Below are 13,363 nucleotides of genomic sequence, written 5' to 3'. Positions count from 1 at the left end.
GCCGGCTTGCTGATGTGGATCGTCGGCACGGTGCCGGCTTTCGCACAGCCGGACCTGAGCCGCACGATCGGCAGCACTGTCGCCGATCGCCCCAGTGCCTCGTATGTCTTCAGCGCAGTGCGCCTGGATTCGGCCGATGGCCAACGCCATTACCGCGTGCGCATTGCCACCCCCAAAGCGGCGCCGCCGGCGGCGGGATATCCGGTGGTGTATCTGCTGGATGGCAATGCGGCATTGATGGAACTGGATGAGCGCCTGCTCGACAGCCTGTCCACCCACGGCGATGCGCCGGTGCTGGTGTTCATCGCCGACGACAGCGCGTTGCGCATCGATGCGGTGGGGCGCAGCCTGGACTACACGCCTGCGCGCTACGACGACGGGCGGGTGGAAACCGATCCGCTGAATCCACAGCGCAGGACCGGCGGTGCGGCGGCATTCACGCAGCTGATCGCCACACGTATTCGCCCGCAGGTGGAAGCGCGCGTGGCGGTGGATCGTCAGCGGCAGACGCTCTGGGGCCATTCGTATGGCGGGCTGTTCGTGCTGCAGGTAGTGCTGACGCAGCCGCAGCTGTTCCAGCACTACGTCGCGGTCGATCCGTCGCTGTGGTGGGACGATGGGTTTGTCGTGCAGCAGGCCCAGCGTGTGGTCCAGCAAGCCCGGGACGCCTCGGCAGACACACAGCAAGCCACGCGTCGTCTGACGCTGCTGGCAGGCGAGGGCGGAGCACCGGCGAACCCTGCAAGACCGGATCGTCCGGGGCGGCCGCGTGCAGATCCGCAGGCCGCACAGCATCTCGTAGCGCTGCTGTCGGCGTTACCGGGCCTCACCGCCGAGTACCGACCGCTGCCCGGCCTCAGCCATGGCCAGACGCTGGGCGCATCGCTGGCACCGACGTTGCGCGAGGCAGCGGCGCGTTGACGACACTCCATCAAGCAGGCGATCAAAGCGACGCCGTGCTGGGCATCAACAGGTGCGCTCTCGCCGATCGCAGCGCTGGCACCGCACGCATGTGGCGGCGGCCACCCGGCACAGGCGCTCAGTCCTCGTGCGTCTGGCCCAGGTCCGCAGTGTCGTCGTCTGCTTCGCCCATCTCACCATGTGTGTCGTCGTTGTCGGCACGTGCGTAGTGCACGGTTTCCACCGGCCCGGCGACCGCGCGGCCGCGCACCGGCAACAGCGCGCTCGCCGCTTCGTATTCGGCCAGCAAGGCATGCCGGCGCGCTTCCGGCACGTCCTGCCAATGGCAGTCGGTCAACGCGCCTTCCAGCGAATACAGCAGGTTGAGGCTGGGCTTGAAGCCGGCGCGGCGTACCTTGACGAATGCGCCCACCGCGCCTACCGCCTGCAGATCCTGCTGCGTGCGCAGGCCGACCTGGCGCAGCCACGCTGCACTTTTCGGGCCGATGTTGCGCAGCCGTTCGGTGGTCACGTCAGCGCGCCGACAAAGACCTGCGCGATGGCTTCCAGGCCGCGCTGATCGTCGGCGTCGAAGCGATCCAGCTCCGGGCTGTCCAGATCCAGCACGCCGATCAGCGCATCGCCCTTGACCAGCGGGATCACCAGCTCCGAGCGCGAGGCCGAATCGCAGGCGATATGCCCGGGGAAGGCATCCACGTCGGCAATACGTTGACTCTGCCGGGTGCTGGCGGCCGCGCCGCACACGCCCTTGTCCAGCGGAATGCGCACGCAGGCCGGCAAGCCCTGGAACGGCCCCACCACCAGCTCGCGGCCGTCGTAGAAATAGAAGCCGGCCCAGTTGAGCGACGGCAGCGAATTGAAGATCAGCGCAGCCAGATTGGCGGCATTGGCGATCCGATCCGGCTCGCCGTGCACCAGTGCCTGGGCCTGGGCGGTGAGCTGGGCGTATTGTTCCGGCTTGCTGCCGGTCAGCGAAGAGGTGGCGAACATGGCCGAAGTTTAGCAGCGGCCGTCCGCAGCGGCATTGCGACTCAGCCGCGCGTTCGGATCCGCACGCTATGCTGCGCGCCCCCACGGCAACCGCGGCGCGGCCGCAGGAACACACGCATGCAGCTTCCGGCGTTGTATGTCACCGGCACCGACACCGGCATCGGCAAGACCATGGCCAGCACCGCGCTGCTGCACGCACTGCGTAGGCAGGGCCGCACGGCGGTGGGCATGAAGCCGGTGGCCAGCGGTTGCGAGAACACGCCGCAGGGCTGGCGCAACGAGGACGCGCTGGCGCTGCAGGCCGCCAGCGCCCCGCAACCCGACTACGCCACCCTCAATCCCTATGCCTTGCCGGCACCGCTGGCACCGGAACTCGCTGCCGCCGATGTCGGTGTGACCCTTGCGCTGGAGCCGATCGCCCAGGCCTTCGCGCAACTGCGCGCGCAGGCCGAGGTGGTGGTGGTGGAAGGTGTCGGCGGCTGGGCCGCGCCCTTGAGTGCCGACCTGGACCAGGCCGACCTGGTGCGCGCGCTCACGCTGCCCGTGGTGCTGGTGGTCGGCATCCGGCTGGGCTGCATCAATCACGCACGCCTGACCGCTGCGGCGATCGCCGCCGACGGGCTGGACTGCATCGGCTGGATCGCCAACGAGATCGACCCGCAGATGGAGCGCATCGAGGAGAACATCGGCATGCTGCACCAGCGCCTGGCGATGCCGTGCTGGGGCCGGATCCGCTGGGCACCCGGTGCCGTCGCCGCCCGCCAGGCGCAAGGGCTGCAGCTGCCAGCCTAGTTAGAGCCGGTCATTGCATGTTCTGCTGCTGCGGACAGGCTCTTCATCGGCCCGGGCTGCGGCCCGTGCGCGCGGCCGTAGAGATCACGGCCGTGCTTCACCTCGCCGCGCCTGCACTTCCGGCAAATGGGCGGTGCGCCGTCGTTCCCGTGCACCCGGCTCCGTACGCTCACTGCGGCGGCCCGCATGCCTGCGCTGGATCGAAGACGCCCGCACAGAAAGCAATAAAAAAGCCCGACAGAGGGAGGGATCTGTCGGGCCGGATTGCATGGGGGGAGGGACCCATGCAAAGACGCTGAATGTTGGCGGCCGTTACCTGCGCCGGTTCTTGCCTGTTGCGCCGGCCTGTTCGCTGCCGGTGTCGAACTGCTGCTTTGTAAACTGTCCAAGCTCGCTGGACATCTTCAATCCCATCCCGACCACTTCCTGATTGGCCGAAGCCAGGCGTTCCAGGTTGTCGCGGGCCAGTTGCAGGCCTTTTGGCCAGAGCGTCTGGTAGGCACCCAGGTCGCGTGCCTGCGCAAACTCACCGAAAAACGTGGTGGTTGCGTTGACGTTCTGCTCCAGCGTGTCCAATGCCAACTGGTTGGCACGTGCTGCGACAGAGGCGAACTGACTGGTGAAGCTGTTTTCGAACTGCGCCGACATTGCGAACCCCTCGGGGAAAGCCGTGACCGTTTGTTGCGTTGCAGCATACGCGGATATTGTTGCGATGCAACACGTTTGCTGAAAATTTCCGAAATCGCCTGGAAAATGGCGTGGAATCAATTAATTATCCGTGCCGCAGAAATGGCAAGGCCGCCCGGGAGGCGGCCTTGGGTCACAGACTGCGCTACGTGATCAGCCGCGATAGCGGCAGCCGGAGGTGCAGGTTTCGTGCACCACGATCTCGCTCAACTGCGGCAGCGCCGGCTTGAGCTGGTTCCAGATCCAGATCGCCAGCCGCTCGCTGGTCGGGTTTTCCAGCCCCTCGATGTCGTTGAGGTAATGGTGGTCCAGGCGGTCGTAGATCGGTTGGAAGGCGGCCTTGATGTCGCCGAAATCCATGATCCAGCCGGTCTCGGCACCGGGTTCGCCGCTGACATGCAGCTCGACCCGGAACGAATGCCCGTGCAAACGGGCGCACTTGTGGCCAGGCGGCACATTGGGAAGCCGATGCGCGGCTTCGAGCGTAAAGACTTTGAAGATATCCATGCGCGCCATTGTAAGTGCGCTGGTGCCTACCGGGCTGCCCCGAGCGCGGCGACACAACGGACTGGCGCGCCCGCGTGGCATCCACAACATGGGTTGGCCGCACCGCGCTGGAGCGCCACACCCGATCGGCCGCACAAGTCCGACGCGCGCTCTGCCGCGTCCGGCCAGCGGCGTGTGTCACCGCGCGTCATATCTCTATGCAGATCTGTAATTTTTGTTAATCGATTGCGCGTGGCCCACTGCAACACCCCCCATTCATGGAGGCCGTGCGTGAAGCGCCCGATGCCTTATCTGCTGTCCGCTGCCGTTCTGTCCGCGCTGATTCCCCTCGCCCATGCCGATGACGCGACACCCGGCGCGGGCAAGACCCTGGCCACCGTCAGCGTCACCGGCTCCAACATCAAGCGCACCGATAGCGAAGGCCCGAACCCGGTGCAGGTGATCGACCGCCAGCAGCTGGAGCAGTCCGGCAAGGTCACCGTGGCCGACGCGCTGCGCGCGATCTCGGCCAACACCGGCAACGCCACCAACGAAACCACCAACAACGGGTGGGCCTCCGGCTCGGCGGGCATCGGCCTGCGCGGGCTGTCGCAGAAGAACACGCTGGTGCTGCTCAACGGACGCCGCCTGGCCAACTACGGCTTTCCTGCCAATGGCCTGGGCGACACCTTCGTCAACCTCAATGCGCTGCCGCTGGTGGCGGTGGAACGCATCGAGGTGCTCAAGGACGGCGCCTCCGCCGTATACGGCTCCGATGCGGTGGCCGGCGTGGTCAACATCATCACCCGGCAGGATTTCCGGGGTGCCGAGCTGGGCTTGAGCGGCGGTGCCTCCGATCAGGGCGGCATGGACACCCAGCGTGCCAAGTTCATCGGCGGCATCGGCGACCTGGATAGCGACGGCTACAACATCCTTTTCAGTTTCGACGCCTACAACCGCGACCGGCTGGATCAGGACCAGCGCGCGCTGACCCGCTCGGGCATCTACACCGACCTGCCCGGCGGGCGCTGGAACGGCTGGTCGGCCAAGGGCGCCCGTTACCTGGTCGGTGGCCGCTCGGTGCCGATGCTGGATGCCCAAGGCAACTGCCCCGCCGGGACGGTGCTCACCGCCAGCGCACCGATCGACGGCCTGGCCGGCGACACCTGCGGCTTCAACCAGGCCGCGTTCACCACGCTGATCCCCTCGACCAAGCGCTACCAGGCCTACACCAACGCCACCTTCCGGCTCAGCGACACCGTCGAAGCCTTCGGCGAGGCGCTCTACAGCGAGGTCAAGGGCGTGTCGATCTTCGGCTCCAGCCCGTACTTCACCCTGGAGGGCGGCCGCTTTGCGTTGAACGCCACCAGCGGGCTGGCCGAGCCGGTCTCTAATCTGCTGCCGGCCTCCAGCCCTTACAACCCGTACGGCAGCGCGGTGCCGATCGAATACACCTTCTTCGACCTGGGCCAGACGGTCAAAACCAATCGCTCGCAGTCCTACCGCTTTCTCGGCGGCGTGCGCGGCAAAACCGAGCGCTGGGATTGGGAAGCGGCAGCATTCGCCGCGCGCAGCACCGAGCATGAGACCGTCTCCGGCGGTTTCGCCAATCGCTTCACCCTGGCGCAGGCGCTGGCCGACGGCAGCTACAACCTGCTCGACCCGTCGGCCACGCCGCACTCGGTGATCGACGGCATCAACCTCAGCACCTTGCGCCCGGCGCAATCGACGCTGCGCGGCGTCGATGCCAAGGTGTCCGGCAACCTGTTCGAGCTGCCGGCCGGCAGCGTCGGGTTCGCCGCCGGCGCCGAGTGGCGGCAGGAGGAGCTGGTCTCGCGTAATCCCTGGCAGATCGACCAAGGCCTGCAGATCCGTCCCGCAATCGCCGCGGTGGATGGCGAGCGCAGGGTGTCGGCGCTGTATGCCGAGGTCAACCTGCCGCTGCTGCAGTCGCTGGAACTGCAGCTTGCCGGGCGCGGCGATCATTACAGCGATTTTGGCGAGGCGTTTTCGCCCAAGGCCAGCCTGCGCTGGCAACCGCTGGACGCCGTGCTGGTGCGCGCGGCCGCCTCGCGCGGCTTTCGCGCACCTTCGCTGTCGGAGAATGCGGCCAGCACCAATATTTCCTACGGCTCGGTGGTCGACCCGTTCGATCCGGACGTGCCGGGCTCGCGCCAGAATCCGACCTTCTTCACCGTCGGCAACACCGCGCTCGAACCCGAGCGCACGCGCAGCTACAACCTTGGCGTGGTGCTGTCGCCGTGGGCCGACACCAGCCTGAGCGTGGACTGGTACAAGATCGAGCTGGAGAATCTGGTCGGCACCGGCAACAACGCCACCATCGTGCAGAACAACGACCCGGCCGACGTCATCCGCGACGCGCGCGGCACGCTGGTGGCGGTGTACAACCGCTACCAGAACCTCAGCGAACTGACGACCTCGGGGATCGATGTGGAACTGCGCCAGCGCTGGCGCACCGAAGCAGCTGGCAACTTCGGCCTCAATACCGCCTATACCCACGTGCGCGATTACCGTCGCCCCACCGTGGTCGGTGGCCCGTTGCAGGATTACGCCGGCAGCAATCTCGGCCCGTCGCTGCCACGCAACAAGGCCACCACCACGCTGGACTGGAACCTGGGCACCGTCAGCGCCGCACTGACCTGGTACTACACCGGCGGCTACGACCAGAAGGCCAGCGCCGCGGCCACTGCGGTGCAGTCGCGCGTGGGCGACTACAACCAGTTCGACCTGTATCTGGGGTACACCGGGATCGACAAGCTCACCCTGTATGCCAAGGTCGAGAACCTGGCCGACAAGCAGCCGCCGGTGGATGCCTCGTTCCCGGGCATTCGCGCCCCTTACGACTTCACCCAGTACGACCTGCGTGGGCGCTACTTCACCGTGGGCCTGGACTATCGATTCTGATCGGCACACGCACGGCCCATGCACGCCCGTGCGATGGTGCGTGCGTGCGCCAGCGTGCTGTCTTAACCCAATCGCCGTTCGCCCCCGGACACTCTTCAAGGAACTCCGATGACGTCTTCGCAGCATGCCTGGCTGCTCGCCCTGGCCTTTGTCGCACCTTCCCTCGCCGCCCAACCTGCGGCCCAACCCGTTGCGCTGCCGGGTTACGACGCCGCTGCCGCACAGGCGCAGCGCGCGCTGGAAGCGCGTTTCGATAGCGGCCTGAAGGACGCCGATTATCGTGGCTGGTTGAAGCAATGGGCGTCGGCGCCCAATCACGTTGGCGCGCCGCACAACCTGGAGAACGCCCGCGATCTGCAAAACCGCTTGCGCGGCTACGGGTGGGACGCGCGCATCGAAACCTTCCAGGTGCTGTGGCCCTCGCCCAGGAGCTCGCAGCTGGAACTGCTCGGTCCCAAACCGTATGTCGCGCGTCTGAAGGAGCCGCCGCTGCCAGGCGACAGCACCTCCACTCAAACCGAGAACGTCTTGCCGCCCTACGTCATCTACGGCGGCAATGGCGATGTCACCGGCGACCTGGTCTACGTCAATTACGGCATCGCCGAAGACTACGAAGCGCTGGCGCGCAACGGCGTGGACGTGCGCGGCAAGATCGTCATTGCCCGCTACGGCAAGGGCTGGCGCGGGCTCAAGCCGCGGCTGGCGCAGGAGCATGGCGCGATCGGCGCGATCATCTATTCCGATCCGCGCGACGACGGGTATTTCCAGGATCGGGCCTATCCGGATGGCCCGGCGCGCAATCAGTGGAGCGTGCAACGCGGCTCGGTCGCCAATTTCGCCATCTATCCCGGCGATCCGCTCACTCCGGGCGTCGGCGCCAGCAAGGGCGCCAAACGCCTGAGGGTCGACCAGGCCGGCAGCGTGTTGAAGATTCCGACCCTGCCGATCAGCTGGGGCGACGCGCAGCCCTTGCTGGCCGCGCTGGGCGGGCCGGTGGCGCCGGAGGACTGGCGCGGCGCGCTGCCGATCACCTACCGCATCGGCGGCGACGACACCGCGCGCGTGCATCTCAAGGTGGATGCGGACTGGGGCAGCAAAACCATCTACAACGTCATCGCCACCCTGCGTGGCAGCGAGTATCCGGACCAGTGGGTGGTGCGCGGCAATCACCGCGACGGCTGGGTGTTCGGTGCGGCCGATCCGCTCTCGGGCACCACCGCCTTGCTGGCCGAAGCCAAGGCGATCGGCGAGCTGGCCAGGCAGGGGCAGCGCCCCAAGCGCACGCTCGTCTATGCCAGTTGGGATGGCGAGGAGGCCGGCCTGCTCGGCTCCACCGAATGGGCCGAGCAGCACGCCGACGAACTGCGCCGCAAGGCGGTGCTGTACGTCAACACCGACGGCAACGGGCGCGGCTTTCTCAATGCCGGTGGCAGCCATGCGCTGCAGCGCCTGGTCAACGGCGTGGCGGCGGACCTGCGCGATCCCGACAGCGGCGTGAGCGTGCTCGAACGGCAACGCGCCCGCGCCCGTATCGATACGCTGGCGGCCACTGCCAAGCCGGCGCAGAAGGACATCGCCAGGCAGGTCGCGGCCGGCGGCGACGTGCCGCTCAAGGCGCTGGGCTCGGGCAGCGACTACAGCCCGTTCCTGCAGCATCTGGGGCTGACCACGCTGGATCTGGGCTATGGCGGGCAGGGTGGCGGCAGCGGTGTCTATCACTCGCTGTACGACTCCTACGATTACTTCGCGCGCTACATCGATCCGGATTTCAGCTATCTGCCGCTGTTGTCGCAGACGGTCGGCCGCACGGTGCTGCGCGTGGCCAACGCGCCGGTGTTGCCGCAGCGCTTCGGCGACTTCGCCGATGCGGTGGCCGGCTATGCGCAGGAACTCAAGCAGCAGGCCGACAGCGACCGCACTGCCGCACGCACCCAGGCCGAGTTGTTGCAGGCCGGCGCCTATGCGGCTGTCGACAACCCGAACCGGCCGCAACGCGCACCGGAGCCGAAAGCCGCGGTGCCGCAGATCGACTTCGCCGCACTTGATCAGGCCATTGCCCGCCTGCAGGCCAGCGCCAAGCGCTATGACGATGCACTGGCATCGCGCGGCAGCGCCTTGGATGCACGCGCGCGCGGCAAGCTCAATGCCTCGCTGCAGCGCATCGACCAGACCCTGCTGGCCCAAGGCGGTCTGCCGGGCCGGCCGTGGTACCGCAACCTGATCTACGCCCCCGGCCTGGCCACCGGTTACGAGGTCAAGACCCTGCCCGGCATCCGCGAAGCGCTGGAAGACCGGCGCTGGGAGGATCTGAGCGCCTACATCGTGCAGACCGCCGTGGTGCTGGATCGGTATCGCGAGGCGATCGATCGCAATACGGCGTTGATCGAGGGTTAGGGACGTGACGGACTGCGTCGGGTGTTTACGCGCAGTCCTGTTCGCACCGCATCGCCTGCGCCGTGCCCACAAAAAAAGCCGCCCCGAGGGGCGGCTTTTTCAGTGCAACGCAGACCTGGGCGCCGGTCGTGCCGGCGCACGGGATTTTCAGCGCGTGCCGCCCGGACGCTGACCGCCACGGCCGCCATCGCGACGGCCTGCGCCGGCACCGGCAGCAACACCGGCCTGACGCGGGCCGCTGCTGCGCTGGCCACCGGGCTTCTTCGGGCCGGCATGCGCATGCGCCTGACGCGGTGCATCGCCATGCGGACGACGCGCGTGGCTCTTGCGCGGCGCGCGATCGCCACCCGGCTGCTCGGCACGACCCGGCGCGCTATTGCCCCAACGGATCGGGGTCTGCGGCTCGTAGCCCGGCACGTCGCGGATTTCCACATCGCGGCCCAGCATGCGCACGATCTGGCGCAGCAGCTTGGCTTCGTCCTGCGCCACCAGCGAGATCGCCTCGCCGGTGGATCCGTTACGGCCGGTGCGGCCGATGCGGTGCACATAATCCTCGGCCACCATCGGCAGGTCGTAGTTGATGACCTTGGGCAGCTGGTCGATGTCGATGCCGCGCGCGGCGATATCGGTGGCCACCAGCACGGTCACGCGGCCGGCCTTGAAGTCGCTCAGCGCACGCATGCGCTGGCCCTGGCTCTTGTTGCCGTGGATCGCCGCGGTCTTGATGCCGGACTTCTCCAGGAACAGCGCCAGCTTGTCGCTGCCATGCTTGGTGCGGGCGAACACCAGGGTCTGCTCGCGGCTGTCCTGCGCCAGCAGGTGCAGCAGCAGGTCGCGCTTGCGCGCCCCATCGACCGGGTGCACGCGGTGGGTGATGCTCTCGGCCACGGTGTTGCTCGGGGTGACCTGGATCTGCATCGGGTTGCGCATGAACTCCAGCGCCAGCTGCTTGATGTTCTCTTCGAAGGTGGCCGAGAACAGCAGGGTCTGGCGGTCCTGGCGCGGCAGCTTGGTCAGGATGCGCTTGATCGAGGGCAAAAAGCCCATGTCGAGCATGCGATCGGCTTCGTCCAGGATCAGCACTTCGATGCCGGACAGGTCCACGCTGCGCCGCTCGATATGGTCGATCAGCCGGCCCGGGCAGGCGATCAGCAGGTCCACACCACGACGCAGCGTGTCCAGCTGGTTGCCCATGCCCACGCCGCCGTAGATCACCGCGCTCGGGATGCGCAGGTACTTGCTGTAGCCGCGCAGGCTGTCGTGCACCTGGGTGGCCAGCTCGCGGGTGGGGGTCAGGATCAGCGCGCGCGGCTTGCGCGGGCCGTTGACCGGCTGTGGCGAGGTGCCCAGGTGCTGCAGCAACGGCAGGCCGAACGCGGCGGTCTTGCCGGTACCGGTCTGTGCGCCGGCCAGCAGGTCATGGCCTGCCAGCACCAGCGGGATCGCCTGCTGCTGGATCGCAGTGGGGGTTTCGTAGCCCTGCTCGGCCAACGCGCGCAGCAGGAAGGGCGCCAGGCCCAGGGATTCAAAAGACATCAGGAAGCTCCAAGTAAAGCGTCGCCACCAGGACAGGCCCGGAGCGCAAACGCATTGCAGATGCAAAAAGGTGAGGCTCGGAGCGTTCCCGTGAACCGCGCTGCGAGATGGTGGAACAACCCAATCAAGGAACGATGGGTTTGTCGGCACCACGAAAGGCGTCGGGTGGGGCGGGCGAGCGGATCGATCGATCCTGGCCTCGCCGGCTGTCCCTAAGGGAAACGGACGGCCGCATGCAGACCGGGCCAGTGTACGCGCGTTTGGCGCGCTGCACAAAAGGTCAGTTCCCCGGTTGGGCTATGGGTCAGTTGTTTCAGGTGCAACCACCCTTGTGGCAGGCCGTACAATCGACCGATCAGCCACAGCATTGGACGGTCATGAAGCTAGGTTCCCTGAAGGAAGGCGGCCGCGATGGCAGCCTGATCGTGGTCGCGCGCGACCTGCGCACCGCGGTTCGCGCCACCGGCATCGCGCCCACGCTGCAACGCGCGCTGGAGGACTGGAGCAATGTCGCGCCGCGCCTGAATGCCTTGTCGGCCTCGCTCAACGAGGGCAGCGCCGATGGCGTGTTCGACCTGGATCTGCAGGCGCTGGCCGCACCGTTGCCGCGCGCCTACGAATTCGTCGATGGCAGCGCCTACCTGCCGCACGTGGAGCGCGTGCGCCGCGCGCGCAACGCCGAGGTGCCGGAGAGCTTCTACACCGACCCGCTGATGTACCAGGCCACCAGCGCCGGGTTCTACGGCCCGCGCGATGCGATCAAGGTGATCAGCGAAGACCACGGCATCGACCTGGAGGCCGAAATCGTGGTGATCACCGATGATGTGCCAATGGGCGCCTCGCCCGAGCAGGCCGCCGCGCATATCCAGCTGGTCGGCCTGGTCAACGACGTGTCGCTGCGCAACCTGATTCCGGCCGAGCTCGCCAAGGGCTTTGGCTTTCTGCAATCCAAGCCGCGCTCGGCGCTGTCGCCGGTGTTCGTCACCGTCGATGAGCTGGACGAGGCCTGGCGCGGCAACAAGGTGCACCTGCCGCTGGTCACCCACGTCAATGGCGCCTGGTTCGGCGCGCCGGAGGCCGGCAACGACATGCAGTTCGACTTCGCCCAGCTGATCGCCCACGCCGCCGGGACCCGGCCGCTGTCGGCCGGCACCATCGTCGGCTCCGGCACCATCGCCAACCAGGACACCACGCTGGGCGCCTCGTGCTTTGCCGAACAGCGCGTGGTGGAAACCCTGCGCGACGGCGCGCCGCGCACGCCGTTCCTGTCCTTCGGCGACGTGGTGCGGATCGAGATGGTCGCCGCCGATGGCGTCAGCATCTTCGGTGCGATCGAACAACGCGTCGAACGTCAGCCGCTGCCATGACATCGGCGCGTGTGCACGCACAACAGCGCATGCGGGGCCGGGCATGAGTGCGCCACTGGAATTGTTCTCGTACTGGCGCTCCAGCGCCGCGTACCGCGTGCGCATCGGCCTGCACCTGAAGGCGCTGGCCTACCTCGCGCATCCGGTGCATCTGGTCCGCGATGGTGGCGAGCAACACGCCCCGGCGTATGCGCAGCTCAACCCGCAGGAACTGGTGCCGACGCTGCGGCACGGTGCGGTGGTGGTTCCGCAGTCGCTGGCGATCCTGGAATATCTGGAAGAGGCGTTCGCGGACACCACGGCCCTGCTGCCGGCTGCGCCGGCCGAGCGCGCCCGCGTGCGCGCCCTGGCGCAGCTCATCGCCTGCGATGTGCATCCGCTCAACAATCTGCGTGTCACCCAGCTGCTGGAGCGCGCGTTCGCGCTGGACGTCGCGCAACGTCAGCACTGGACCCGGCACTGGATGCAGCGCGGGTTCGCCGCGCTGGAAACGCAACTGGCGCGCGATGCGCACACCGGGCGCTTCTGCCATGGCGATACGCCAGGCCTGGCCGATTGCGCGTTGATTCCGCAGCTGTACAACGCGCATCGCTTCGAGGTCGATCTGGCGCCGTATCCGACCTTGCAACGCATCGAGCAGGCCTGCCTGGCGCTGCCGGCCTTCGATGCGGCACGGCCGGAAATGCAGGTGGATGCGGTGGCGTGAGGGCAGGGTATCAAGCCCTCATCCGCCCTGCGGGCACCTTCTCCCGCCGCGCGGGAGAAGGGCATGTCGGGAAACCGACGCGCTAGTTTCCGGCCAGCTACTCCCGGGAACTGGCTCGCCGCTGGCGCATCAAGGCCCTCATCCGCCCTGCGGGCACCTTCTCCCGCCGCGCGGGAGAAGGGTCTGCCGGGACACCGACACGCTAGCAGCCGGCCAGGTACTCCCGGGAACTGGCTCGCCGCTGGTGCATCAGGGCCCTCATCCGCGCTGCGAGCACCTTCTCCCGCCGTGCGGGAGAAGGGTATGCAGGGGAGCCGACGCGTCAGCTTCCGGCCAGGCATTCCGGGCGAATGGCTCGCCGCTTTGCACGACCGCTGATCCTGGTGTCGCCATCAATGAGAGGAGAGGCTCGCAACGCCGGTCGAGGTGCTTCGGAGAGCGCCGTAGTGTGAGGGCCTTGGAGAAACGCAGGATGCGCTCTGGAGAAGGCAGACGATGTGCTTCGGAGCAGGTGAGGCGCTCTGGAGAAGCGGATGACGTGCTTCGGAGCAGGTGAGGC

At 67.4% G+C, this 13,363-nt stretch carries 11 protein-coding genes; 6 read left to right on the top strand and 5 right to left on the bottom strand.

Features of this window, described 5'->3' with window-relative positions:
- The first annotated feature begins 12 nt into the window (after window positions 1–12).
- Window positions 13–921 (top strand): alpha/beta hydrolase-fold protein, encoded by a 909-nt coding sequence (locus H7A87_RS16710; protein ID WP_119128360.1) that lies wholly within the window; start codon window positions 13–15, stop codon window positions 919–921.
- A 118-nt stretch (window positions 922–1,039) separates the two neighbouring features.
- Here H7A87_RS16710 and H7A87_RS16705 read toward each other — a convergent pair whose 3' ends face one another.
- Both H7A87_RS16705 and H7A87_RS16700 read right to left on the bottom strand, forming a co-directional pair.
- Window positions 1,040–1,432: a TfoX/Sxy family protein gene (locus H7A87_RS16705; protein WP_119128309.1), complete on the bottom strand. Its 393-nt coding sequence runs from the start codon at window positions 1,430–1,432 to the stop codon at window positions 1,040–1,042.
- Window positions 1,429–1,911, bottom strand: a complete 483-nt coding sequence (locus H7A87_RS16700) for a GAF domain-containing protein (RefSeq protein ID WP_055824820.1) — start codon at window positions 1,909–1,911, stop codon at window positions 1,429–1,431. The genes H7A87_RS16705 and H7A87_RS16700 overlap by 4 nt, the downstream gene beginning before the upstream one ends.
- A 117-nt stretch (window positions 1,912–2,028) precedes the next feature.
- Here H7A87_RS16700 and bioD point away from each other — a divergent pair, with 117 nt between their 5' ends.
- The gene (bioD, locus tag H7A87_RS16695) at window positions 2,029–2,703 is read left to right on the top strand and encodes a dethiobiotin synthase (RefSeq protein ID WP_119128310.1); all 675 of its coding nucleotides are present in this window, start codon (window positions 2,029–2,031) and stop codon (window positions 2,701–2,703) included.
- Window positions 2,704–3,015: 312 nt separating this feature from the next.
- Here bioD and H7A87_RS16690 read toward each other — a convergent pair whose 3' ends face one another.
- Both H7A87_RS16690 and queD read right to left on the bottom strand, forming a co-directional pair.
- Window positions 3,016–3,351 carry a phasin family protein gene (locus H7A87_RS16690; RefSeq protein ID WP_119128311.1) on the bottom strand — a complete coding sequence of 112 codons (336 nt, stop codon included), beginning with the start codon at window positions 3,349–3,351 and terminating at the stop codon, window positions 3,016–3,018.
- Window positions 3,352–3,543: 192 nt separating this feature from the next.
- Complete coding sequence (gene queD / locus H7A87_RS16685) at window positions 3,544–3,897, bottom strand: 6-carboxytetrahydropterin synthase QueD (protein WP_039529685.1); 354 nt, start codon at window positions 3,895–3,897, stop codon at window positions 3,544–3,546.
- Between the two features lie 282 nt (window positions 3,898–4,179).
- Between queD and H7A87_RS16680 the strand changes: the two genes are divergently transcribed.
- Both H7A87_RS16680 and H7A87_RS16675 read left to right on the top strand, forming a co-directional pair.
- Entirely contained in the window at window positions 4,180–6,801 is a 2,622-nt protein-coding gene (locus H7A87_RS16680; RefSeq protein ID WP_119128312.1) for a TonB-dependent receptor, read from the top strand.
- A gap of 108 nt (window positions 6,802–6,909) precedes the next feature.
- Window positions 6,910–9,195, top strand: a complete 2,286-nt coding sequence (locus tag H7A87_RS16675; protein WP_119128313.1) for a transferrin receptor-like dimerization domain-containing protein — start codon at window positions 6,910–6,912, stop codon at window positions 9,193–9,195.
- 147 nt (window positions 9,196–9,342) lie between these two features.
- Here H7A87_RS16675 and H7A87_RS16670 read toward each other — a convergent pair whose 3' ends face one another.
- On the bottom strand, window positions 9,343–10,731 hold the full coding sequence (locus H7A87_RS16670) for a DEAD/DEAH box helicase (RefSeq protein ID WP_104649381.1): 1,389 nt from the start codon (window positions 10,729–10,731) through the stop codon (window positions 9,343–9,345).
- Between the two features lie 308 nt (window positions 10,732–11,039).
- On the opposite strand from H7A87_RS16670, the gene H7A87_RS16665 reads away from it, so the two are divergent.
- Both H7A87_RS16665 and maiA read left to right on the top strand, forming a co-directional pair.
- On the top strand, window positions 11,040–12,098 hold the full coding sequence (locus H7A87_RS16665; protein WP_180497042.1) for a fumarylacetoacetate hydrolase family protein: 1,059 nt from the start codon (window positions 11,040–11,042) through the stop codon (window positions 12,096–12,098).
- A 43-nt stretch (window positions 12,099–12,141) separates the two neighbouring features.
- Window positions 12,142–12,804, top strand: coding sequence for a maleylacetoacetate isomerase (gene maiA / locus H7A87_RS16660; protein ID WP_119128314.1), 663 nt, complete (start codon window positions 12,142–12,144; stop codon window positions 12,802–12,804).
- Window positions 12,805–13,363: the final 559 nt, after the last annotated feature.

It is taken from the genome of Xanthomonas sp. CPBF 426 (genome assembly GCF_903989465.1).
In the GTDB taxonomy this organism is placed as follows: domain Bacteria; phylum Pseudomonadota; class Gammaproteobacteria; order Xanthomonadales; family Xanthomonadaceae; genus Xanthomonas; species Xanthomonas euroxanthea.
The sequence above is the reverse complement of the archived record's forward strand: the minus strand, read 5'-3'. Positions and strand labels throughout refer to the sequence as shown.

Bases quoted from the DNA above. Each gene is read 5' to 3' on its own strand.
- H7A87_RS16710 (WP_119128360.1), top strand. From the start codon at position 13: ATGTGGATCGTCGGCACGGTGCCGGCTTTCGCACAGCCGGACCTGAGC.
- H7A87_RS16700 (WP_055824820.1), bottom strand. From the start codon at position 1,911: ATGTTCGCCACCTCTTCGCTGACCGGCAGCAAGCCGGAACAATACGCC.
- bioD (WP_119128310.1), top strand. From the start codon at position 2,029: ATGCAGCTTCCGGCGTTGTATGTCACCGGCACCGACACCGGCATCGGC.
- H7A87_RS16690 (WP_119128311.1), bottom strand. From the start codon at position 3,351: ATGTCGGCGCAGTTCGAAAACAGCTTCACCAGTCAGTTCGCCTCTGTC.
- queD (WP_039529685.1), bottom strand. From the start codon at position 3,897: ATGGATATCTTCAAAGTCTTTACGCTCGAAGCCGCGCATCGGCTTCCC.
- H7A87_RS16680 (WP_119128312.1), top strand. From the start codon at position 4,180: ATGCCTTATCTGCTGTCCGCTGCCGTTCTGTCCGCGCTGATTCCCCTC.
- H7A87_RS16675 (WP_119128313.1), top strand. From the start codon at position 6,910: ATGACGTCTTCGCAGCATGCCTGGCTGCTCGCCCTGGCCTTTGTCGCA.
- H7A87_RS16670 (WP_104649381.1), bottom strand. From the start codon at position 10,731: ATGTCTTTTGAATCCCTGGGCCTGGCGCCCTTCCTGCTGCGCGCGTTG.
- maiA (WP_119128314.1), top strand. From the start codon at position 12,142: ATGAGTGCGCCACTGGAATTGTTCTCGTACTGGCGCTCCAGCGCCGCG.